Origin of the sequence: Psychromonas sp. Urea-02u-13, from assembly GCF_002835995.1 — a bacterium.
Lineage (GTDB): Bacteria > Pseudomonadota > Gammaproteobacteria > Enterobacterales > Psychromonadaceae > Psychromonas.
Map to the genome: position 1 here is coordinate 25501 of NZ_PJBZ01000067.1, position 22710 is coordinate 48210.

Genomic DNA, 22710 nt, shown 5'->3' on the forward strand with positions numbered 1-22710 from the left:
GATGAGTCAATTCTTTTACGTGCACCCAGAAACACCACAAGTACGCTTAATGAAGCAAGCGGTAGAGATAATCAAAAAAGGCGGGGTAATTATTTACCCAACTGATTCTGGTTATGCACTCGGTTGTTTGATGGATAATAAGCGTGGTCTTGAGCGTATTTACCAAATTAGATCTTTAGATAAAAAGCACAATTTTACCTTGGTTTGCCGTGATCTCTCTGAAATAGCGAATTTTGCACGTGTTGATAACCAAGCGTATCGCGCATTAAAAAGTAATACGCCGGGTGCTTATACGTTTATTTTTAAATCAACAAAAGAGTTACCAAAGCGTTTAATGAACCCAACAAAACGCACGATCGGAATTCGTATTCCTGATAATGCGATCGCGTTAGCGTTGCTTGAAGAGTTAGGTGAGCCATTAATGACCACTAGCTTAATTTTACCGGGCAAAGACAGTACAGAATTTGATCCTGAAGAGATTCGCGATCAGTTAGAGAATCAAGTTGACTTGATTTTAAACGGGGGGTATTTAGGTGAAGCACCGACCACCGTTATCGATTTTTCCGATGATGAAGTTGTCATTGCAAGAGAGGGAGCGGGGGATTTAACCCCATTCCAATAAATAGAGACTTGAAGGCCATAGGGCTGGAAAGTTAAGTATTAAGCTAACAGCTATCGGCTAAAAGCTGACAGCTTTGGTTTATTGGCATAATGAGAATTACCCAAAGTAAGGAATTTAAAATGAGTGAAAAATTACAAAAAGTATTAGCGCGAGCTGGTAAAGGATCCCGTCGTAAGATGGAAACTATTATTGCTGAAGGACGCGTAAGTGTTGACGGTAAAGTAGTGGGGCTTGGCGAGCGTGTTACTGATAACCAAGTGATTCGTTTAGATGGCTTTGTAGTGAAGTACATTACTGAAGCAGACACGGTTTGTCGTGTTTTAGCGTACAACAAACCAGAAGGTGAGGTTTGTACACGTAGTGATGAAGAAGGCCGTAAAACTGTTTTCGAACGTCTTCCTCACTTAAATGGCGGTCGTTGGATCTCTATTGGTCGTTTAGATATCAATACATCAGGTTTATTATTATTTACCACTGATGGTGAATTTGCTAACCGCATGATGCACCCGAGCCGTGAAGTAGAGCGTGAATACGCAGTGCGTATCTTCGGTGAAGTGGATGATGCAATGCTTAACCGTTTACGTATGGGTGTAAAACTTGACGATGGTGAAGCTAAATTCTTATCGATCAAAGAATCGGGTAAAGAAGCTGGCGGTGAAGGTATTAACCGTTGGTACCATGTTGTATTAACAGAAGGACGTACACGTGAAGTACGTCGTTTATGGGAAAGCCAAGGCGTACAAGTGAGTCGTTTAATGCGTGTGCGTTACGGTCAATTACATCTTGATAAACAACTACCTCAAGGTGGTTGGGTTGAGCTTGGCCTTAAAGAAGTGAATCACTTCCGTAAATTGGTTGAGTTACCTAAAGAAACAGAAAGTAAAGTACGTATTGATGAAAAGAAAACAACCAATACACAAGCACGTATTCGTCGTGCAGTGAAAAAACATACGCAGCATCGTAAATCGACAGAACGTCGTCGTAATACATCACGTACACGTAACTAAACATTAGCTTCGAGCTTGTTAGTTCGGGACTTTTAGTTATTAGCGAAAAAAGAAAAGGGCTCACTTGTATTAACAAGTGAGCCCTTTTTATTTATAGCTGTTAGTTCGCAACTCGAAGCTAGTTGTTCGTGGCTAGAATCTCGCAACTCGAAGCTAGTTGTTCGTGGCCAGAATCTCGTAACTCGAAGCTAGTTGTTCGTGGCCAGAATCTCGTAACTCTAAGCTTGTAGCTACTTCATCTCTCTATCTAACAGCTTAATACTGTTAATAATGACTGGTTGAACGGGTTTATCTGCGCTTGCTGTTTTGACTTTTGCAATAGCATCAACCACGTCCATACCTAGTGTGACTTCACCAAATACTGCATAACCCCAATTACCACCGTTAGCATCTAAAAACGCGTTATCTTTATGGTTAATAAAGAATTGGCGTGCTGCTGAGTGTGGGTTACCTGTACGTGCCATCGAGATAGTGCCACGCTCATTGCTTAAACCGTTACGAGATTCATTTTGAATAGGCGGTAGGGTATCTACTTTATTACCTGTTTTCGCTGAAAAACCACCGCCTTGAATCATAAAACCATTAATCACACGGTGAAATGTTGTTTTTTTGTAACCGTCTTTTTGCACATAAGCTAAAAAATTAGCCACTGTTTTAGGGGCTTCATCGGGGAATAACTCGATGATGATCTGCCCCTTTGATGTTTCCATGACCACAGCTGGATTTTCTGCTGCTAGCGCACTGTGACTCATTGCTAATATAAATAGGGATAAAAGTAGTTTCATGGTGTTGTCCTGTTGTTATTCTATATAAGTGTTGTGCTATTTAAGCGTTGTTATATAAGTATTTAAAGTTGCAGTAGTTTATCGTTAAGTTCTGGATCTTGAACGATTTGATCTAATAATTGTGATAACTGCGTATTTAATTGTGTTGCTAAGACTTCTACATCAGCGCTAAAAGCTGCTTTCTCTTCGTAATGCGAACGAAAGGTTTTACTAAAGGTGCTTTTATCGGAATTAAGTTGAATCTTAATAATGACGTTAATATCTGTTTCATGGCTTAGCGTGCCCTGTTCGACTTCGGCTAATAACTTAATCAGTTGCACCTCTATTTGGTGACTATTACCTTGGTTATCGGTAAAGCGGTAACCTTGTTTAGTCCAGTGGTTTTGTAATAATTTTTCCACGCTGATACGTGTACTGATTGATTCATTAACCAGTGTCGCAACATCATCTCCTGCGCTAATCGCAATCAAATAACGCGCAGTGCGAAAGTCTTTACTGTCTAAAAGCCATTTCTGATTTTTTTCTACCTTATTAATAGTGATATTGTCATTTAAATTCGGTGTTAATTTTAAGCTCGTAGGGGTACTTGAACAGGCGGATAAAAATAGCGTTGATAATAATATTACCGGTAATGTTAAAGAAATAGTGCGCACAATGATCTTCCTATATAACGTTGATGAGAGGCTAGCATAACAAATTTATCGGGGAAGTTTTACAAACGGGCTATTTTTAGCCATTACAAATATTAACTTTTTAAAAATAGCTTATAAATGCATTGTATTTGTAGTCTTTCATTATCTATTGTTTATCGTGCGTGAGTGTTGCTTGTTTATGGCATTTATCTGTTTTTTGTACAAAACATGATCAAACAGTGTTATTTAATGAGGGGGGAGATCTTCGAATAAATGATCTCACTTTGCTGTAGAGCTGATGTACGCTAGGCTAGCAGAGGTTATCCACTTTTCCTGTGGATAACTCTGTGGGGCGTTATCTGAAAAGGTGCTGAAAGGCTGATGGTTACTTGCTTTGCTTTACATTGGCGCAAAAACGAACATAAAATTTATTCGTTTAAAAACAGTGTGTTATATATGTCAAGAGTGCTTTTTTATTTTTTGTTTGATGTTTTTTTTTGATAATTCTGAAAACTTAATGTCAAACTTTTTCTGTGAATTATTGTTAATTTAAGTGAAAAATAATAATTGACAAGTGTATTGAATTGTATGTTTTTATTGTTTGTTTTATAAACATCGATAAACATCGATAAACATCGATAAACATCGATAAACAATTATTTATTCATAAAAGCGTGTAAGATCATTTTCATTTCAGTAGTGCATTAATGATCACTTTACTATTTAGTCGCTGTGATTAGCCTTGTTAATGAATTGTTAATATGTGTAAATGAAGCTCTCGTCCAATTATTGTCTCTAAAGTTATAATTGTGTGATATTTTTATGTTTAGTGGTTATTGTTCCGTTTAATTTTGAGGCGCTTATGGAAAAATTATTTCAATTAACATCTCCTTTTTCTCCTGCTGGAGATCAACCAGAAGCGATCAAACAGCTTATTGATGGGATTGAATCTGGGCTTGCTTTTCAAACGCTGCTTGGTGTAACGGGATCGGGTAAAACCTTTACCCTGGCTAACACCATAGCTGCCTTAAATCGACCGACGTTAATTTTAGCGCCCAATAAAACATTAGCAGCCCAATTATATGGAGAGATGAAAGAGTTCTTTCCTAATAATGCCGTTGAATATTTTGTTTCTTATTATGATTATTATCAGCCAGAAGCTTATGTGCCAAGTTCTGATTCATTTATCGAGAAAGATGCCGCTGTTAATGCGCATATCGAGCAGATGCGCCTTTCTGCGACGAAAGCATTGCTTGAACGTAAAGATGTCGTGTTAATTGCCTCTGTGTCTGCTATTTATGGTTTAGGCGATCCTACTGCCTATTTAAAGATGATGTTACATCTTACCGTGGGAGAGATAATTTCAAGTCGCGAGATCTTACAACGTTTAGTCGACCTGCAATATAACCGCAACGAAACAGAGCTGAGTCGCGGTACTTTCCGCGTTCGTGGTGAAGTGGTTGATATATTCCCTGCCGATTCTGAAATTGATGCGTTACGTATTGAGTTGTTTGATGATGAGGTTGAAAAAATCACTATATTTGACCCATTAACAGGTCAAACCTTAGATAACCTGACACGTGTAACGGTTTATCCTAAAACGCATTATGTCACCCCTCGCGAACAAATCCTCAAAGCCATAGATAACATCAAAGAGGAACTTAATGAGCGTAAAAAAGAGTTTTTGGCAGAAAATAAATTAATCGAAGAACAACGAATCTCGCAACGTACGCTCTATGATATTGAGATGATGAATGAGCTCGGTTACTGCTCAGGCATTGAAAACTATTCTCGTTACCTCTCTGGTCGAGAGCAAGGCGCTGCACCGCCAACACTCTTTGATTATTTGCCAAATGATGGATTGTTAATTATCGATGAAAGCCATGTTACCGTACCTCAAATTGGCGCTATGTATAAAGGGGATCGTAGTCGTAAAGAAAACTTAGTGAATTATGGTTTCCGTTTACCGTCGGCTTTAGATAATCGTCCAATGATGTTTGAGGAGTTTGAAAAAATAGCGCCGCAAACTATCTATGTATCAGCAACACCCAGTGATTATGAGATTGAAAAGTCGCAAGGGGATATCGTCCGTCAGGTCATTCGCCCGACTGGTTTATTAGACCCTGTGATTGAAGTACGCCCTGTTGATACACAAGTGGATGATCTGCTTTCTGAAATCAACCTACGCGTCCCATTAAGAGAACGCGTATTGGTAACTACGTTAACCAAACGTATGGCCGAAGATCTCACTGATTACCTTAATGAGCATGGCATTAAAGTGCGTTACCTACACTCGGATGTGGATACCGTTGAGCGTGTCGAGATTATTCGTGATCTGCGCTTAGGCGTATTTGATGTGTTGATTGGTATTAACTTATTACGTGAAGGGTTAGATATTCCAGAGGTTTCGCTGGTTGCGATATTAGATGCGGATAAAGAAGGTTTTTTACGTTCAGAGCGTTCACTGATTCAGACCATGGGCCGAGCAGCCCGTAATCTGAAAGGCAAAGCTATTTTGTATGCGGGCAGAGTTACTGGCTCGATGCAAAAAGCCATTAAAGTGACCGAAGATAGGCGAGCATTACAACATCAATTTAATATTGATAACGGTATTACACCGCAAGGGTTAACTAAAGCGGTTAATGATGTGATGCAGTTAGGACAACGTAATATTAAAAAAGGTAATTCTAAACAAGCTAAGGTTGCTGAATATAAAGCAACTTATGAAGTCCATAGTGAGCAATACATTCTTAAGCAGATAGCAAAACTTGAAAAGCAGATGTTTGCTTTTGCTAAAGACTTAGAGTTTGAAAAAGCCGCACAACTTCGTGATGAGGTAAGTAAGTTACATGAGCAACTGCTAAGCATCGGATAATAGTGCTCTGTGGATAAAGTGTGTTAAATAACACACTTTATGATTTTGCTGTGATGCCGGTTTATAATCCCTTGATTTTATTTGTTAGACTCCCTTCTTGATACCTGTATAAGTGCCTGCTATGGGGCATACATCATTCAAGGAAGATGGTCGCTACTATGAATAAACAAGTCTCTTCATTATCTTTTGTTTCAATAAACCTACTTTTATTACCTTCCACCAGTTTTGCTTCATCAGTTGAAACGCTTGATCTGACCAGTTCATTTACTGGTTATTTTGCCTTGTTGGTATTTTTTATTGCCTATCTTGCGGTGATGGCAGAAGAATATCTGCATATGAGAAAATCAAAGCCGGTACTGGTTGCGGCTGGGATTATTTGGGGCAGTATTGCGTGGGTGTATGCGCAACATGGTTTGTCTGAATCAGCAGAGCAGATGTTCCGACATAATCTTTTGGAATACTCCGAATTGTTGCTGTTTTTATTAGTTGCGATGACTTATATCAATGCGATGGAAGAGCGTCGGTTATTTGATGCACTACGTGCTTGGATGATCAACAAAGGCCTGTCTTTAAAATCTATTTTTTGGTTAACAGGTTGTTTAGCCTTTTTTATCTCTCCGGTTGCAGATAACCTGACGACGGCACTATTAATGTGCACCGTGGTGATGAAAGTTGGGGGGGATAATAAACGTTTTATTGCCATTTCATGTGTCAATATCGTTGTTTGTGCAAATGCGGGCGGTGCATTTAGTCCCTTTGGAGATATAACTACACTGATGGTTTGGCAAAGTGGAGATATTGAATTCTCGCAGTTCTTTGTATTATTTATCCCCGCCGTTGTGAATGCTATCATTCCAGCTACTATCATGAGTTTGTTTATCGAAAAACGTTTTCCTGATGCGGTAAATGAAAAAGTAGAACTTAAGCGTGGTGCTTTTCGTATATTGACACTATTTTTAGTGACTATTAGCTTAGCAGTATTATCACATTCAATATTACATATGCCACCCGTATTAGGCATGATGACAGGGTTAGGCTTACTGCAATTCTTTGGTTACTTTTTGCGTAAAACTTTACCCCGTTCACTTGCAAAAAAGCGCGCGGTTGCTGAACAACACCACGATTCGCAGCGCCTAAAACACCTCGGTGGAATCGTACCCTTTGACGTTTTTAATCGTGTGGCAAAATCCGAGTGGGATACTTTGTTGTTCTTTTATGGGGTGGTGCTATGTGTTGGGGGATTAGGATTTATTGGTTATCTTAGTTTAGTCTCAGAGGTGATGTATACACAATGGGACATCACTTACGCCAATATTACGGTCGGTGTGCTCTCTGCTATAGTGGATAATATCCCGGTAATGTTTGCGGTGCTGAGTATGAGCCCTGAGATGTCGACTGGACAATGGTTATTAGTGACCTTAACTGCTGGGGTAGGTGGTTCATTGCTGTCGATTGGTTCGGCTGCGGGTGTGGCAATAATGGGGCAAGCGCGTGGTATTTATACTTTTGGTGCGCATTTAAAATGGACGCCTGTTATTGCACTTGGTTATGTCGCCAGCATATTGATGCATTTATGGTTGAATGAAGCATTATTTACTTAATGAAACCAAGCTATCGGCATTCAGCTATCAGCCTTCAGTAAGTTCTTGATTTGTTATTTTGAACTTAACTGATAGCTGACAGCTGATGGCTTCTTTTAAACTACTTTCATACCTTCATTTTCTAGCATCTTAATTAACGAGATCAACGGTAAGCCAATAAGGCTGTTTGGGTCTTTACCCTCAAAGGCATCAAACAGTGCAATGCCATAACCTTCACTTTTAAAGCTGCCAGCACAATTATAAGGTTCCTCCTTATTAAGGTAGTTAGTAATCATTTCATCGCTTAATACTCGAAACTTAACCACAAAAGGTTCAACTAATGATTGTACCTTGCCTGTTTTACTATTAATAAGCGCGAGACCGGTATAAAAGGTAATGCTTTTTCCGCTGGCCGCTTTTAGCTGTTTAAAAGCATTTTCAAAATTGTGTGGTTTACCTAATATTTCCCCGTCGTTGACACACACTTGGTCTGAACCAATGACCAGGGCATTATCAAAATTCGGGACAATAGCCTGTGCCTTTTTAATGGCTAAACGCTCCACCAATTGCAATGCAGTTTCATCTTGTAAAGCAGTTTCGTCTACATTAGGTTTCTCGGTTAAAAAACGCAGGTGTAATTTCTCTAATAATTGTTTTCTAAAAGGAGAAGTAGAGGCTAAAACAAGTGTTTGTGGCATAAATGAACTCATTGGTTAAAAAGGAATTTGACTATATTAAGGCGAGAAAAGGATTAAAGCGAGTAATATACCCGTTACCAATCAAGGTGCTTTGTTCAGTCGCTAGCTCGCTTCTTATCGAACGATGGCAAGGCAAGGCGCAACATGATGACCTTTCGAGCAATTAACTGCGTTAATTCTCTATCGGTAGAATGAAATAGAATACTTTCATTCTTTAATGGCTAGTCCTTATCGAATGTTGCAACGCTGAATTGCCATGGTTACTAAATAAGCGAGCTAGCGATCCGTAGGGCAAGTTGTGAGATAAACATCTTCGTTGTCTTTCGATCAATTGACTTCGCCAATTCTCTGCCGACGTTTAGCAAATGCGAGTATTTAATAAATAGTTAGGGAGCATCGATTGAACCAGTTAGACCTTCAACTCCCTGCCTAGAATCTGTTCACCTCACCACTTGCTAAACTTTGCATCTTGAAGGGTAACGGGTATTGACACTAAGGATGAAAAATTAACGGTTGTACACATATTATACACATGTTGTTATCGGCCTGACTGGCAAAGAGAATAAAGTCTCTTGAGTGAAAATAGGCATGAAATTAAAAGATGCAAAAAATGGCTATTTTTCTTTGACTATCCTGCTGCCAATCTATATCATTCGCGCCCATGCAAAAGGTTAAATTACCGATTAACGTTGATCCGGTACGCGCTGCTTCATCAGGCACAGAATTAGAAGCTTTAATTCCGAAAGCCATAATGAGAAGACTAGCGGAATCAACAATCAGTATTCAATCTGATATCAGCACGAGTTTTGCTTTTGAAATCGATCGACAAAAGTTGAGAATATTTCATGGTAAAGCGAGTGTTGCAGTAGAACTCATCTGTCAACGGTGCAATGAGCCTATGATTTATCAGTGCGAAGCTGAATTTACGTATTGTCCTGTTCATAATCAAGAACAGGAAAATAATTGTCCAGACGTATATGAACCCATTTATTATGATGAAAATGGGGAGGTTAATCTTCACGAAATCGTTGAAGATGAACTGATATTGACTCTGCCTCAGATATCGAAACACGCAATCAATGATTGTGTCGAAAGTAAGTTTGAACTTACTTTTGGTGAGATTGAAGAAGAAGAGGAACAACGTCCAAACCCATTTGAAGCTTTAGCTCAACTAAAGCGCAAATAACAAGTAGGAATTTTTACAATGGCAGTACAAAAAAGTCGTAAGACTCGTTCAAAGCGCGGCATGCGTCGTTCACATGATGCACTAAGTGCTCCAGCTCAACTTACAGTTGACGTTACTTCTGGTGAAACTCATCGTCGTCATCACATGACTGCAGATGGTTTCTACAAAGGCAAAAAAGTAATCGAACTATAAGATTACCTTGCGTAAATATACAATTGCGCTTGATGCCATGGGGGGCGATCTCGGTCCCCATATTTCGCTCCTAGCAGCGAAAAAAACTCTCCAAGAATATCCTACGTTATCGCTAATTATTGTCGGTACACGTGAAAAAATAATCCCCCTATTAAAACAATACACGCTTCTAGATCATTCTCGGCTGTCATTTATTCATGCTGATAATATTATTTCTATGGAAGATAATCCTGTTTATGTATTACGCCATGTTTCTAACTCATCCATGCATGTTGCCCTCAAAATAGTGGCAGATGGCAAGGCAGATGCCTGTGTCAGCGCGGGTAATACAGGCGCATTGATGTTGCTTGCTAAACAAGCATTAAAAACTATTCCAGGCATTTCCAGACCTGCTTTAGTATCTGGCCTTCCCAACAATTGCGCGGGTTATACGTACTTACTTGATTTAGGCGCTAATTTACAGTGCGACAGTGATACGTTATTTAACTTTGCTGTGATGGGTAGTGTATTGTGTGAAAACGTTGAACAATTAGAAAAACCTAAAGTTGCGCTACTTAACGTAGGCAAAGAAAACAATAAGGGCAGCGATATTATTAAGCGCTCAGCGTCCTTACTCAATGAGAGTAAACATATTAATTATGTTGGTTTTATTGAGGCGAATGAATTATTTTCATCTAAAGCTGATGTGGTTGTTACCGATGGCTTTAGTGGCAACATCGCACTTAAGAGTTACGAAGGAATGGGCCGCGTTTTTTTACAACAGCTAGATAAAGCGGTAAACTCTAATTTTTACAGTAAGTTATTGGGCAAGTTGTTAAGTCCGATCTTAAAAAAGCAGTTTAAACATTTACATCCAGATATGTATAATGGTGCCAGTTTAATTGGCCTACGAGGTATCGTAGTCAAAAGTCATGGATCGGCGAATCAAGTTGCATTTGGTTATGCCATTGAGCAAGCGATTAAAGAGATCCAGTGGCAGATTCCAAATAGCATTTCAAATCGGTTAGAAGCCGTTTTATTAGAGCGAGATTGTTTATCACATGAATAGCAAAATTATAGGTACTGGTAGCTATCTACCAACAGCAGTGCGCAGTAATGATGACCTAGAAAAAATGGTCGACACAAGTGATGAATGGATCACCGTACGCACTGGTATTAAAGAACGTCGCATTGCTAATGCTGAAGAAACTATCGCCTTTATGGGTAAAGAAGCGGGCGTAAATGCATTACAAGCTGCGAATTTAACAGCACAAGATTTAGATCTTATTATTGTTGCAACAACCAGTAATCATAATGCTTTTCCATCAGCGGCTTGTGAAGTGCAGAATTTATTAGGCATTTACGATATTCCGGCTTTTGACGTTTCAGCCGCTTGTGCAGGTTTTACCTACGCACTGAGTATTGCTGATAACTTTATCAAAGGCGGTGGTGCTAAAAATATTTTGGTTATCGGCGCTGATGCGTTAGCGGGCACCTGTGATCCAACGGATCGCGGTACTATCATCTTGTTTGGTGATGGTGCGGGTGCGGTTATCGTGACTGCAAGTGAAGATGAAGGTATTTTATCAACACATATTAATGCAGATGGCCGTTTTGGTGAGTTATTAAAATTGCCTAATGTACAACGTGGCAATGCAGATTCAGTTAATGACGCTTACCTGTCAATGGCGGGTAATGATGTATTTAAAGTCGCTGTTAAAAAATTAAGCCAAATTGTCGTTGATACACTAGCCGCTAATAATGTTGAGAAAGAACAGCTAGATTGGTTAGTGCCACATCAAGCCAATAAGCGCATTATTAGCGCAACCGCTAAAAAATTAGGCATGTCGATGGATCAAGTGATACTAACACTTGAAGGACACGGTAATACGTCAGCCGCTTCTGTGCCACTTGCCTTTGATGCAGGTGTACGCTCAGGAAAAATAAAACCAGGACACCTTGTATTATTAGAAGCATTTGGTGGTGGATTTACCTGGGGTAGTGCACTCGTACGCATGTAACATGTAACATGTAATGATGCAGGTCGTCGTCATTTAGACGAATCTTTGCGTTAAAAGTGCTCACTTGGTAAACCAAGCTCCGCGCTTTTTTCTTGAACTTCAACTAAATAGCTTAGATCTGAACATCACATAAATTAAATATTAAACAGGAGTCTGCTCCTGTTTTTTCTTTTTAACCATTTAAAGTTTTTAGGAATAAATATGACAAACTTTACTTTTGCTTTTCCAGGACAAGGCTCTCAAAGCGTTGCAATGTTAGCTGATCTTGCTGAGCAGTTTCCTATTGTTGTAGGCACTTATAAAGAAGCAAGTGATGCATTGGGTTATGACTTGTGGGCATTAGTTCAACAAGGCCCAGCTGAAGCACTTAATCAAACTGATAAAACACAACCTGCATTACTAGCTGCTTCTGTTGCTATTTGGCGTGTTTGGGCAGAACAAGGCGGTGAATTACCTTCTGTTATTGCGGGTCATAGTTTAGGTGAGTATTCTGCATTAGTCTGTGCGGGTGTTATCGACTTTACCGACGCCATTAAATTAGTAGAGCTTCGTGGTCAACTAATGCAGCAAGCAGTACCTGCTGGTGTTGGCGCAATGACGGCGATTATTGGTTTAGCAGATGATAAAATTGCTCAAGCATGTGAAGCGGCTGCTCAAGGTGAAGTTGTTTCTCCAGTCAATTATAACTCGCCTGGCCAAGTTGTTATTGCCGGTAATAAAGATGCCGTTGAGCGTGCGGGTGTTCTCTGTAAAGAAGCGGGCGCAAAACGTGCATTGCCGTTACCTGTATCAGTACCTTCACATTGTGCATTAATGAAACCAGCTGCTGAAAAGTTAGCGATTGCACTACAAGATGTTGAATTTAAAACACCACAAATTTCGGTGATTAATAACGTCGATGTGATTGCAGAAACAGATACTGATAAAATTAAAGATGCATTAGTACGTCAACTGTATTGTCCTGTTCGTTGGACTGGCATTATTGAAAAAATGGCTAAACAAGGTATCAACCTGCAAGTAGAAGCAGGCCCAGGTAAAGTATTAAGTGGTTTAGTTCGTCGTATTGATAAAAGTTTTACGGCACAAGTAATTAATGATGTAGCGTCGCTTGAAAGCACTCTTACTGCACTCAAAGGAGAATAAAATGAAAGACCAAGTTGTATTAATAACAGGCGCAAGCCGTGGTATTGGCCGTGCAATTGCAGAAAAATTTGTCGCTTTAGGCGCAACTGTTTTAGGTACTGCAACTAGTGAAGGTGGCGCTGCTGCAATCACTGAATATTTAGGTGATGCTGGTAAAGGTTTTGTATTAAACGTAACAGATAACGATTCAATCGCTGCGCTTTTTAATGACATTAAAAAAGACTTTGGTAGCGTTGATGTATTGGTAAACAATGCAGGTATCACACGTGATAACTTATTAATGCGCATGAAGGATGATGAGTGGAACGATATTATCGAAACCAACTTAACACCTATTTTCAAAATGAGTAAAGCGGCAATGCGCCCGATGATGAAAAAGCGTGCTGGTCGTATTATCAACGTAGGCTCTGTAGTGGGTACTATGGGTAATGCTGGTCAAACTAACTATGCAGCTGCAAAAGCAGGCGTAATTGGTTTTACTAAGTCACTGGCTCGCGAAATTGCAAGCCGTGGGATTACTGTAAATACAGTAGCACCTGGTTTTATCGAAACAGATATGACTAAAGCGCTTAATGATGAACAGCGTGCTGCAACACTAGCAAACGTACCTGCTGGCCGTTTAGGCGACCCAAGCGAAATCGCTGCAACTGTTGTGTTTTTAGCGTCAGAAGGTGCTGCTTACATCACCGGTGAAACAATCCATGTAAACGGCGGTATGTACATGGTCTAAGCTGTGATAATTCAGCCGTCGTGAATAGTACTAATTACTGCGTTGAAAGTGCTCACTTGGTAAACCAAGCTCCGCGCTTTCGCCTTGTTCTTAGTTCAATTCACCTAGTCTGAATCATCACTTGAGCACTGGAATGATATCTAAGCTCCGTGCTTTTGCCTTGTTCTTAGTTTAATTCACTTAGTCTGAATCATCACTTGAGCACTGGAATGCTATCTAAGCTCCGTGCTTTCGCCTTGAACTAAAAGCAACTGACTTAACGTAAACTGCTTATGGTGGGCTTAAGTTGAAAGGGATAGTAAATAATCTATTTTCTTTCTGCTGCTCATAAGTGATTTTATTAATATAAATCGCTTATGATGAAACGAAATTAAGATGATGAGTAAACTAAGTTTATTTTTTGTTGTCTGTTATTGGGACAATTATTTTGACTATAATCATCATCGACAATACAGGGAAGCCATTCATTTAGTGCCTTTGTATTGAGCTTAAAGTTAAAAATTGAAAATGTGGATAGGTGCGACTATATTTTAATCGCCTAATTAAGCAACAATAAACATAATTTGTTGATTATGTCACCAAAAAAAGTTTGAACTTTGAGCTGTAAAAATAAAAGCTTGGTTTTAATCAATTTATTGATTAAAATCCAAAAATAAGTGGTCTAACCAGTGATAGAATACTTGAAAATTAAATGCGATAGCATAAACTACCGCCATTAACGCATAAAGCGTATTACCCAAGGAAAATAAAAATGAGCAATCTCGAAGAACGCGTAAAAAACATCATCGTTGAGCAATTAGGTGTACAACTAAACGAAGTTGTAAACACAGCTTCTTTTGTAGACGACTTAGGTGCTGATTCACTAGATACAGTTGAATTAGTTATGGCACTTGAAGAAGAATTCGATACAGAGATTCCTGACGAAGAAGCAGAAAAAATTACTACTGTTCAATCAGCAATCGATTACGTTGAAAACAACGGTTAATTATTAATTCTTTATTGAGTTAATAAATAAAAAGGCGGTCTCTGACCGCCTTTTGTGTTTCTCTATATAATGATTTTTAAATGAAATTTATTACATAGATAAATAATTTAAAGAAACAGTACTAGTTAATTAATATGCTTAGGAGAAATTAAATTGTCGAAACGTAGAGTTGTGATCACAGGTTTAGGTCTATTAACGCCTGTTGGTAATTCAGTGGAAGCTTCGTGGGAAGCTATTCAAGCAGGCAAAAGCGGTATCTCAAATATCGAACATTTCGATACAGAAAAATTTGCATGTAAATTTGCGGGTACGATTAAAGATTTTAATGTTGAAGATTACATGTCTAAAAAAGACTCTCGTAAAATGGATACATTTATTCAATACGGCGTTGCAGCTGCTGAACAAGCGCTGAAAGACTGTGGTATTGAAGTGACTGAAGAAAATGCTGAGCGTATCGGTGTAGCAATCGGTTCAGGCATTGGTGGTATTTCTACTATTGAAACAAATGTACGTAACATTGATAAAAGTGGACCGCGTAAAATTAGCCCATTTTTCATCCCAGCTACGATCATCAATATGATTTCTGGTCATGTTTCAATTAACCATGGTCTTAAAGGCCCTAATATTGCAGTAACAACAGCATGTACAACAGGTACGCATAGTATTGGTTTAGGTGCACGTATGATCCAATATGGTGATGCGGATATGATGGTTGTTGGTGGCGCAGAAAAAGCATCAAGTGAATTAGGTATGGGTGGCTTTGCTGCTGCTCGTGCACTTTCAACGCGTAATGATTCACCAGAAACAGCAAGCCGTCCTTGGGATGAGTCTCGCGATGGTTTCGTATTAGGTGACGGTGCGGGTGTATTAGTACTTGAAGAATATGAACATGCTGTTGCACGTGGCGCAAAAATTTACGCTGAATTTGTTGGTTTTGGTATGAGTGGCGATGCATTCCACATGACGTCACCACCAGATAACGGCGCAGGCGCTGCATTATCAATGAAGAATGCAATCAAAGATGCAAAGATAACACCAACTGACATTCAGTACATCAATGCGCATGGTACATCAACACCTACTGGCGATATCGCTGAAACACAAGCGGTAAAAGGCATTTGGGGCGACGCAGCTAAAGATGTCATGATGAGTTCAACAAAATCAATGACAGGCCATTTATTAGGTGCTGCTGGTGCAATTGAAGCGGTATTCAGTGTATTAGCACTGCGTGATCAAGTGGCTCCACCAACAATTAACCTAGTAAACCCAAGTGAAGGTTGTGATTTAGATTACGTAACAGACGGTAAAGCACGTCCAGCACATATCGAATACGCACTTTCAAACTCATTTGGTTTTGGTGGAACAAACGGTACGCTTATCTTTAAACGCATTTAGTTTTTAGACAAACCTCGTTATAATAAAAACCCGATTTTATAGTCGGGTTTTTTTATGCCTAAAGAAAAGAGTTTATGTTAATTAATGGAATAAAATCGAATCAGATTAATGCGTTGGACCGAGGTTTAGCTTATGGTGATGGTCTATTTACCACCATCAATGTTGAATTTGGTGTTGCACAATTATGGGACTTTCATCTGCAACGCTTAACACTCGGTGCGCAGAAGTTGTTTTTTCCAGACATTGATTGGCAACAACTCTCTACTGAGGTGATACAAACAGCCGCTTTGTTTGCCGCTGAGCCTAACCACGTTCTGAAAGTGATACTCACACGGGGCAGTGGCGGGCGTGGTTACAGTGCAAAAGGCTGTGATTCGGTGATGCGTATTATTTCAAATGGCACTTACCCTGAATTCTATTTTGATTGGCAAAAAAAGGGCATTGATGTGATCCTTTGCGAGTCCACTTTATCAAGCAATAAACAGCTTGCTGGGCTCAAGACGTTGAATCGGTTGGATCAAGTACTCATTAAAAATGAATTAGAAAGCAAACAAGCCGTTGAAGGGCTTGTCTGTGATGATAATGGTTATGTTATTGAAGCTTGTACGGCAAATATCTTTATTTATCTCGATGGTATATGGCAAACGCCAATACTTGATAAAAGTGGTGTTGCCGGAGTACAACGTAGAAATATAATGAGCAGGGCAAAAGCCACTGGCATAGATATTATCGAAAGTTATATTCACCAAGATAAGCTGAGTGAGGCCACTGCGATTTGCTTAACAAACGCACTGATGGGCGTTGTGCCAGTGAAAAGATACCAAGATAAAGTACTTAACTTGGAACGTAGCCGGATGCTGCAATTATTAATTAATATAGGGAGTAACAAAAAGTGAATTTAAAGAAAATATCGGGTGTTATTTCGTTTTTATTTGTCTTAGCAATCGTTGCACTATTTTTTGCAAAGCAGCAAATAGACGATTATTTAACCCAACCTCGCCTGGATAAAACACAACTTATCATTGTCCAAGATGGCAGTAACTTTTCGCGTTTAGGTGAACAGTTACTCGAAGAGTCGATTGTCACTGATCTGCGTTGGTGGAAGGTCATTGGAAAATTGCGTCCTGAACTAACACGTATTCGCTCAGGTACTTACCAAATTAAAGAAGGTTATAATTTAGAAGATATATTATCTGAAATTAATACCGGTAAAGAGTACCAGTTTAAAGTGACCTTTGTTGAAGGCAGTACTTTTAAAGAATGGTTGATTAGTATTAACAACGCCGAACTGCTGAAACCATTACAGAAAACAGAAGCTGAAATTATTGACGCGTTAAATATCCCACATAAAAAATTAGAAGGGTTATTATTTCCGGAGACCTATCATTATCGTGCGGATATGAGCGCCTTTGCACTGATTAAAAAGGCATATGTGCATCAAAATAGTGTGCTTGAAAAACTCTGGGCAGAGCGTGAAAAAGGCTTACCTTACAAAACCCCTTATGAAGCATTAATCATGGCTTCGATTATTGAAAAAGAGAGTGGTTTGTCCAATGATCGCGATAAAATATCGTCGGTATTTGTCAACCGTTTAAGAATGGGCATGCGTTTACAGACGGATCCCACGGTTATTTATGGCATGGGTGAACGCTATAAAGGGCGTATTCGTAGTAAAGATCTGCGCGAAAAAACGGCTTACAATACTTATACTATGTATGGTTTACCGCCAACGCCCATTGCAATGCCTAGCGAAGCCGCACTCTACGCAACCTTACATCCAGCAAAAACCAAATATCTCTATTTTGTCAGTAAAGGGGATGGTACCTCATACTTTTCAAAAAGTTTAAGAGAACATAATAATGCTGTTAATAAATATATCCGAGGAAAGTAACATGTCTGCATCAGAAAAATTAGCGGGTAAATTTATCGTTATAGAAGGCCTAGAAGGCGCGGGTAAATCAACGGCAATTGCTTACATTGGTAAATGGCTCGCCTTGCAGAATATGCCTGCTGAAAATATCACTTATACAAGAGAGCCTGGTGGTACTGAGCTTGCTGAGCGTATGCGTGATATTGTAAAAATGGATATTAAAGGCGAAGAACTTGAAGATAAAGCTGAGCTATTATTGATGTATGCCGCCCGTGTGCAGTTAGTTGAACATGTTATTAAACCTGCGTTACGTAATAACCACATTGTGGTGGGTGATCGTCACAATTGGAGTTCATTGGCTTATCAGGGCGGTGGCCGTGGTATAAATAGTCAATTGATTGAAGATATTAAACAGGTTTCTCTGGGGAATTTTAACGCCGATTTTACCCTTTATTTAGATATTGATCCTGAGTTGGGTTTAAGCCGTGCTCGAGAACGTGGAGAGCTCGATAGAATTGAGCGTCTTGCTATTGATTTTTTTGAACGCACACGACAAGTTTTTTTACAGTTGGTGAAGGGTAACAAAAGCGCTGTCACGATTGATGCCAGCCAAACACCTGAATTAGTTGAAAAAGCCATTTTCATCCAGCTTGATAACTGGTTAGCGAGTTTGTAAATAATGACACAAACAGATGTTTCTACCCCTTGGCTGACGCCTATTTTTGATAAACATGTACAGAGTTATCAAAATAGTCGTTTTGCACATGGTCTGCTTTTTACTGGCAGTGCGGGTTTAGGTAAATTTAAGCTCGCTTCAAGATTGGCTAAATATCTTTTATGCACCGCTAAACTAAGTAACGATGCCTGTGGGAAATGCCATTCATGCAACCTTTTCGATGCAAATAATCACCTTGATTTTCATCTATTGCAAAGTGAAGCGAATAAAGCGATTGGTATCGATCAGGTACGAAGCTTAATTGATGTATTAAACGAACGCCCTCATTTAGGTGATAACAAAGTGGTTGTGATTAAAGATGCACAACTACTCAGCACCGCAGCCGCTAACGCACTGTTAAAAACGCTTGAAGAACCGCAGGGTAACAGCTATCTCATTCTGTTAGCCCGTACGCATCATCAGTTAATGCCTACCTTATTCAGTCGCGTACAACATTCACATGTTCATAGCCCGAGTGATGAAGCATTAGTTGAGTGGTTAAGCCTGCAAGGCACCAGTGTGAGTGATAAAGGCGTATTGCGTCAGTTTCAAAATTGCCCTTTAGCCTTGTTAAATTATCTCAACGCATTAAAAGCGGGTGAGGCAACAGACGAACGCAGGCATTGTGTTGAGGGTTTATTTGCCTTATTAAACAGACCCGAGTCTCTGTTCGACTTTAGCCAATTTCTGGCTAAAGATGTTGAATCACGTTTAATGTTATTGTTTTTCATGTTGCATGAATTACATAAAATAAAGCTGACGGGCTTAGTGTGCAACAATCAGGTGTTAAACAATCAGGTGTTAAACAATCAGGCGCTAAATAGCCAAGTGCTGAATGATGATGCTGTTTATGCTTTTGCTTTGCCACAGTTACAAATATGGAGTGAGCAGATTACGTTGAAAGCGCTGCGTATTGTTAATGATGAACTGCTACAAACGCGTGCATCATTAATGGAACATTCTGGATTAAAAAAAGAGTTATTAATTTCAGCGCTATTAATAAAAATAAAAAATAGATTTAAGGAAACTACCCCATGTTAGTCGATTCTCATTGCCATTTAGACCGTTTAGATTATACCAAAAAACATACCGACCTTGATGATGTGGTGAATAAAGCCAAATCAGCCGGCATTGATTATATGATGAGTGTTTGCGTCACACTGAAAGATTACCCTGCCATGGCTGAACTTATTAAAGGTTACGATCAAGTCTTTAGTAGCTGCGGTGTGCATCCTTTGTACTATGATGAAAAAATCGCCGGTGATCAAAGCATCGATGAAGCGCTGTTATTGGAATACGCAAGCGACGACAAAGTGGTGGCGATTGGTGAAACGGGACTGGATTTTTTCTATGCGCCAGAAACAAAAGAATGGCAGATTGAGTGCTTTCGTAAACAAATTCGTATTGCTAAACAACTTAATAAACCGCTGATCATTCATACCCGCAATGCGCGCCAAGAAACGTTAGACATTATGCGTGAAGAAGGTGCAGATCAAGTCGGTGGGGTATTACATTGTTTCACCGAGTCGATTGAAATGGCCGAGGAAGCGATGAAGATGGGCTTTTACATTTCTGTTTCAGGTATTGTTACCTTTAAAAATGCAAAAGAGCTACAAGCTGTTATTAAAGAAATTCCATTAGACAGGTTGCTGGTCGAAACAGATTCGCCTTATTTAGCGCCTATTCCACACCGAGGCCAAGAAAATGAACCTGCGTTTACCGCCGATGTAGCAATGTTTGTGGCTAATTTGAAAGGCGTTAGTATTGAAGAGTTAGCGAGAGTCACAACAGATAACTTCTTCACGCTGTTCTCACAAGCAAAACAATAACTCATAGAAATGGAAGAGTATGTTTAACATTCTTCCATTTTTATTAGGACTGTAGCAGTATCAACACCATTATTAAGATAATTGATTTGGCACTTTAATTTACCCCGATTCATTCGGGAATAGTCTTCACTGAAGAAGATAGCTATCATGCTACCATTATTTGGCCTCGTATATTTGTCGGTATAGAAGGTAGTTGTTGGTGAGTCGCCTTCTTTTTTTCTAGTGCCACTATCCACTGCATCAATGTATAACCAAGCTTTCAACTGCCTATTAATTTCTTTTTGAGACGTTCCTCTAGCTACCACTGTAGGGTATCCGTTAAGAACAGGGAGAGTTGTGCCATTAAAATCAATCTCTTGTAGTCCTTTGTCTTTCCCTTGAATTGCCGCCTTACTGTGTACTAGCGTTAATCCACTACGCATTGCTCCCGCCACGGTTTCTAACGTTGTGACTTTTGATTCGGTGGATAAATCAACAAATTTAGGAATGGCCACAGCAGCCAAAACAGCTAAAATAATGATGACAATAACCAGCTCAATTAATGTAAAACCAGATTCCACTAGTTTATGTTTTTTCATGTTTTTATTCGCAATCACCCTAAAAGTGCAATTAGCATAGCACAACTGGAATAATATAGAGTGTTGCGTATCTTAATTGTAATCACAAAATAATGGCCGGTGATGGCATTTTCTGTAGGGGAGTGTAAAGATCAATAAAGAAGCAGGAGTAGCCTCCTTATTAATCTTGGTCTATTTATCTTTAATCAATCGCTTTTAATGTCGCCTTTAGCAGCGCCCAATATTTATCAACACTAGCTATTTCGATTTTCTCGTCCGGACTGTGCGGGAAATTAATAGTAGGTCCAAAAGAAATCATATCCCAATCAGGGTATTGGTCGCTAAACAGCCCACATTCAAGACCTGCATGAATTACCATGGTTTTTGGCTTTTCAGAAAACAGTTCAATGTATTGTTTTTCCATCACTTGGTAGATGTCTGAGTTTGAATTAGGTGTCCAGCCAGGGTAGTTACCATCTTTACGTACCATTGCGCCGTAGCCTTCAAAATGTGCTTGTATACTCTCGGCTTCATTTTGTTTGTCTTGCTCAATCTGTGAACGTACCAGTACTTGCATCTTAAAAGATAACTTTCCGCTTTTATTTTGCGTGATAACACCCAAGTTACTCGAGGTTTCTACTACGTTTGAAAACTGGCTATCCATTGCAAAAACACCATTATTACAATGATGTAAACTTTCAAATAAAGCGCTTTGACTGGCCATGGTTAAAATAGCACTTGGTAGTTCACATTGTTCAACGGATAACTGTAAAGACCCTTCAATACCTTGGTATTTAGCCAACAGTGTTACCTGTAATGTATTGATCAATAGTTCTAAGCTGTTTTTGTATTGTGTATCGCAAACAATTACAGCATTGGCTTCACGGGGAATCGCATTGCGTAAACTGCCGCCTTCTAAACTGGCTATATGGAAGGGAAACCCGTCAAAATTATTCAGCACAGTGGCTAATTCTTTAATCGCATTCGCACGGCCGAGGTTAATATCACAACCTGAATGACCGCCTTTAAGGCCTGTTAAGCTTATTTTATAAGCGCCATTGTCAACTTCGGGCTCCATTTTTTCATAAGGTAGCTCGATGTTCACATTGATACCGCCAGCACAGCCTACGTAAAGTTCGCCTTCTTGCTCAGAATCGGTATTAATTAATATCTTACCCTTTAATGAACCGGCCTTTAAACCAAATGCACCGGTCATGCCGGTTTCTTCATCGGTGGTTAATAAGACTTCAAGCGGGCCATGTTGCAAGCTATTATCCGCAAGTACTGCCAAACTACTTGCCATACCCACACCGTTATCAGCCCCTAACGTGGTGTTATCAGCTGTTAGCCATTCTCCATCAATAACCATTTTGATCGGATCAGTGACGAAGTCATGCTCACTGTCAGTATTTTTTTGTGGCACCATATCAAGGTGTGCTTGCAAAATAACCGGTGTTTTTGCTTCATAACCTTTTGACGCTGGTTTACTTAGAATCAGGTTACCCACTTCGTCTTGCACACAGTCGATATTGATTTCTGAGGCCCAGTTTTTTATCCAATCAACTAATTGCTGTTCATGTTTTGATGGATGCGGAATAGAACAAATTGTTGAGAAGTACGACCAGATTGGACTTGCTGAGCTTGCTTGTAAACGTTGCATAGAGAGCCTTATAAGGAAAAGAGATAACCACAGTTTTAATCGGTGTTTAGCTGACTTTACTTGCTGTATGATTTGCAAAATTGATTTACATCAATAAATGTTTTTATGTTTGCTACATTTTTTGCTACTTAAAGGAATCTACCGTGTCAGAAGAAAATTTTAAAGACCCATATTCAATTCGTTATTTTTTAGGCATGGTGGTTGTGATGCTTATCCCAACTTTGCCAGCAACATTAAGTCTTTTGAAGG

General features: G+C 39.4%; 22 protein-coding genes. 17 read left to right on the forward strand and 5 right to left on the reverse strand.

The features are described from left to right. Position 1 precedes the first annotated feature (1 nt). A complete protein-coding gene (locus CXF74_RS12005; RefSeq protein ID WP_101082685.1) occupies positions 2-622 on the forward strand; it encodes an L-threonylcarbamoyladenylate synthase in 621 nt (206 codons plus the stop codon). 119 nt (positions 623-741) lie between these two features. Continuing rightward, positions 742-1629 carry a 23S rRNA pseudouridine(2605) synthase RluB gene (gene rluB, locus CXF74_RS12010; RefSeq protein ID WP_101082686.1) on the forward strand — a complete coding sequence of 296 codons (888 nt, stop codon included), beginning with the start codon at positions 742-744 and terminating at the stop codon, positions 1627-1629. 230 nt (positions 1630-1859) lie between these two features. Here the strand turns inward: rluB and CXF74_RS12015 are convergent, their stop codons facing one another. Together CXF74_RS12015 and CXF74_RS12020 are read right to left on the reverse strand one after the other, a co-directional pair. After that, the gene (locus CXF74_RS12015) at positions 1860-2414 is read right to left on the reverse strand and encodes a peptidylprolyl isomerase (RefSeq protein WP_101082687.1); all 555 of its coding nucleotides are present in this window, start codon (positions 2412-2414) and stop codon (positions 1860-1862) included. 62 nt (positions 2415-2476) lie between these two features. After that, positions 2477-3067 carry a YajG family lipoprotein gene (locus CXF74_RS12020; protein WP_232772509.1) on the reverse strand — a complete coding sequence of 197 codons (591 nt, stop codon included), beginning with the start codon at positions 3065-3067 and terminating at the stop codon, positions 2477-2479. 841 nt (positions 3068-3908) lie between these two features. Between CXF74_RS12020 and uvrB the strand changes: the two genes are divergently transcribed. Further along, entirely contained in the window at positions 3909-5921 is a 2013-nt protein-coding gene (uvrB, locus tag CXF74_RS12025) for an excinuclease ABC subunit UvrB (RefSeq protein ID WP_101082689.1), read from the forward strand. 158 nt (positions 5922-6079) lie between these two features. After that, on the forward strand, positions 6080-7522 hold the full coding sequence (gene nhaD / locus CXF74_RS12030) for a sodium:proton antiporter NhaD (protein ID WP_101082690.1): 1443 nt from the start codon (positions 6080-6082) through the stop codon (positions 7520-7522). Between the two features lie 95 nt (positions 7523-7617). On the opposite strand, the gene CXF74_RS12035 is transcribed toward nhaD, so the two are convergent. Next, positions 7618-8199 carry a Maf family protein gene (locus CXF74_RS12035; RefSeq protein ID WP_101082691.1) on the reverse strand — a complete coding sequence of 194 codons (582 nt, stop codon included), beginning with the start codon at positions 8197-8199 and terminating at the stop codon, positions 7618-7620. Between the two features lie 661 nt (positions 8200-8860). Between CXF74_RS12035 and yceD the strand changes: the two genes are divergently transcribed. From yceD to CXF74_RS12100, 13 genes are all read left to right on the forward strand, one after another. Beyond that, a complete protein-coding gene (gene yceD, locus CXF74_RS12040) occupies positions 8861-9385 on the forward strand; it encodes a 23S rRNA accumulation protein YceD (RefSeq protein WP_101082692.1) in 525 nt (174 codons plus the stop codon). An 18-nt stretch (positions 9386-9403) separates the two neighbouring features. Next, positions 9404-9577, forward strand: a complete 174-nt coding sequence (rpmF, locus tag CXF74_RS12045) for a 50S ribosomal protein L32 (RefSeq protein ID WP_101082693.1) — start codon at positions 9404-9406, stop codon at positions 9575-9577. Positions 9578-9584: 7 nt separating this feature from the next. After that, on the forward strand, positions 9585-10625 hold the full coding sequence (plsX, locus tag CXF74_RS12050; RefSeq protein ID WP_101082694.1) for a phosphate acyltransferase PlsX: 1041 nt from the start codon (positions 9585-9587) through the stop codon (positions 10623-10625). Beyond that, positions 10618-11577, forward strand: coding sequence for a beta-ketoacyl-ACP synthase III (locus CXF74_RS12055; RefSeq protein WP_101082695.1), 960 nt, complete (start codon positions 10618-10620; stop codon positions 11575-11577). The genes plsX and CXF74_RS12055 overlap by 8 nt, the downstream gene beginning before the upstream one ends. Positions 11578-11778: 201 nt before the next feature. Next, entirely contained in the window at positions 11779-12720 is a 942-nt protein-coding gene (gene fabD, locus CXF74_RS12060; protein WP_101082696.1) for an ACP S-malonyltransferase, read from the forward strand. Between the two features lies 1 nt (position 12721). Beyond that, positions 12722-13450 (forward strand): 3-oxoacyl-ACP reductase FabG, encoded by a 729-nt coding sequence (gene fabG, locus CXF74_RS12065; RefSeq protein WP_101082697.1) that lies wholly within the window; start codon positions 12722-12724, stop codon positions 13448-13450. A 751-nt stretch (positions 13451-14201) separates the two neighbouring features. Continuing rightward, complete coding sequence (gene acpP, locus CXF74_RS12070) at positions 14202-14435, forward strand: acyl carrier protein (protein WP_101082698.1); 234 nt, start codon at positions 14202-14204, stop codon at positions 14433-14435. A gap of 153 nt (positions 14436-14588) precedes the next feature. Continuing rightward, entirely contained in the window at positions 14589-15830 is a 1242-nt protein-coding gene (gene fabF, locus CXF74_RS12075) for a beta-ketoacyl-ACP synthase II (RefSeq protein WP_101082699.1), read from the forward strand. A gap of 74 nt (positions 15831-15904) precedes the next feature. After that, the gene (gene pabC, locus CXF74_RS12080; protein WP_101082700.1) at positions 15905-16726 is read left to right on the forward strand and encodes an aminodeoxychorismate lyase; all 822 of its coding nucleotides are present in this window, start codon (positions 15905-15907) and stop codon (positions 16724-16726) included. After that, positions 16723-17721, forward strand: coding sequence for an endolytic transglycosylase MltG (gene mltG / locus CXF74_RS12085; protein ID WP_101082701.1), 999 nt, complete (start codon positions 16723-16725; stop codon positions 17719-17721). The genes pabC and mltG overlap by 4 nt, the downstream gene beginning before the upstream one ends. A 1-nt stretch (position 17722) precedes the next feature. Continuing rightward, positions 17723-18376 carry a dTMP kinase gene (tmk, locus tag CXF74_RS12090; protein WP_101082702.1) on the forward strand — a complete coding sequence of 218 codons (654 nt, stop codon included), beginning with the start codon at positions 17723-17725 and terminating at the stop codon, positions 18374-18376. A gap of 3 nt (positions 18377-18379) precedes the next feature. After that, positions 18380-19456: a DNA polymerase III subunit delta' gene (holB, locus tag CXF74_RS12095; protein ID WP_101082703.1), complete on the forward strand. Its 1077-nt coding sequence runs from the start codon at positions 18380-18382 to the stop codon at positions 19454-19456. Continuing rightward, entirely contained in the window at positions 19450-20244 is a 795-nt protein-coding gene (locus tag CXF74_RS12100) for a TatD family hydrolase (RefSeq protein ID WP_101082704.1), read from the forward strand. Before holB ends, CXF74_RS12100 begins: the two co-directional genes overlap by 7 nt. 23 nt (positions 20245-20267) lie before the next feature. On the opposite strand, the gene CXF74_RS22875 is transcribed toward CXF74_RS12100, so the two are convergent. Further along, positions 20268-20822 carry a prepilin-type N-terminal cleavage/methylation domain-containing protein gene (locus tag CXF74_RS22875; protein ID WP_101082705.1) on the reverse strand — a complete coding sequence of 185 codons (555 nt, stop codon included), beginning with the start codon at positions 20820-20822 and terminating at the stop codon, positions 20268-20270. 181 nt (positions 20823-21003) lie between these two features. Continuing rightward, positions 21004-22461 carry an aminoacyl-histidine dipeptidase gene (locus CXF74_RS12110; RefSeq protein ID WP_101082706.1) on the reverse strand — a complete coding sequence of 486 codons (1458 nt, stop codon included), beginning with the start codon at positions 22459-22461 and terminating at the stop codon, positions 21004-21006. Positions 22462-22710 lie beyond the last annotated feature (249 nt).

What these genes read in the sequence shown, in the direction of transcription:
- holB (WP_101082703.1), top strand. Translation starts at nt 18,380, where the DNA reads ATGACACAAACAGATGTTTCTACCCCTTGGCTGACGCCTATTTTTGAT.
- acpP (WP_101082698.1), top strand. Translation starts at nt 14,202, where the DNA reads ATGAGCAATCTCGAAGAACGCGTAAAAAACATCATCGTTGAGCAATTA.
- rluB (WP_101082686.1), top strand. Translation starts at nt 742, where the DNA reads ATGAGTGAAAAATTACAAAAAGTATTAGCGCGAGCTGGTAAAGGATCC.
- pabC (WP_101082700.1), top strand. Translation starts at nt 15,905, where the DNA reads ATGTTAATTAATGGAATAAAATCGAATCAGATTAATGCGTTGGACCGA.
- CXF74_RS12035 (WP_101082691.1), bottom strand. Translation starts at nt 8,199, where the DNA reads ATGCCACAAACACTTGTTTTAGCCTCTACTTCTCCTTTTAGAAAACAA.
- uvrB (WP_101082689.1), top strand. Translation starts at nt 3,909, where the DNA reads ATGGAAAAATTATTTCAATTAACATCTCCTTTTTCTCCTGCTGGAGAT.
- CXF74_RS12005 (WP_101082685.1), top strand. Translation starts at nt 2, where the DNA reads ATGAGTCAATTCTTTTACGTGCACCCAGAAACACCACAAGTACGCTTA.
- CXF74_RS12110 (WP_101082706.1), bottom strand. Translation starts at nt 22,461, where the DNA reads ATGCAACGTTTACAAGCAAGCTCAGCAAGTCCAATCTGGTCGTACTTC.
- CXF74_RS12055 (WP_101082695.1), top strand. Translation starts at nt 10,618, where the DNA reads ATGAATAGCAAAATTATAGGTACTGGTAGCTATCTACCAACAGCAGTG.
- CXF74_RS12100 (WP_101082704.1), top strand. Translation starts at nt 19,450, where the DNA reads ATGTTAGTCGATTCTCATTGCCATTTAGACCGTTTAGATTATACCAAA.
- CXF74_RS22875 (WP_101082705.1), bottom strand. Translation starts at nt 20,822, where the DNA reads ATGAAAAAACATAAACTAGTGGAATCTGGTTTTACATTAATTGAGCTG.
- nhaD (WP_101082690.1), top strand. Translation starts at nt 6,080, where the DNA reads ATGAATAAACAAGTCTCTTCATTATCTTTTGTTTCAATAAACCTACTT.
- fabG (WP_101082697.1), top strand. Translation starts at nt 12,722, where the DNA reads ATGAAAGACCAAGTTGTATTAATAACAGGCGCAAGCCGTGGTATTGGC.
- fabD (WP_101082696.1), top strand. Translation starts at nt 11,779, where the DNA reads ATGACAAACTTTACTTTTGCTTTTCCAGGACAAGGCTCTCAAAGCGTT.
- CXF74_RS12015 (WP_101082687.1), bottom strand. Translation starts at nt 2,414, where the DNA reads ATGAAACTACTTTTATCCCTATTTATATTAGCAATGAGTCACAGTGCG.
- tmk (WP_101082702.1), top strand. Translation starts at nt 17,723, where the DNA reads ATGTCTGCATCAGAAAAATTAGCGGGTAAATTTATCGTTATAGAAGGC.
- yceD (WP_101082692.1), top strand. Translation starts at nt 8,861, where the DNA reads ATGCAAAAGGTTAAATTACCGATTAACGTTGATCCGGTACGCGCTGCT.
- rpmF (WP_101082693.1), top strand. Translation starts at nt 9,404, where the DNA reads ATGGCAGTACAAAAAAGTCGTAAGACTCGTTCAAAGCGCGGCATGCGT.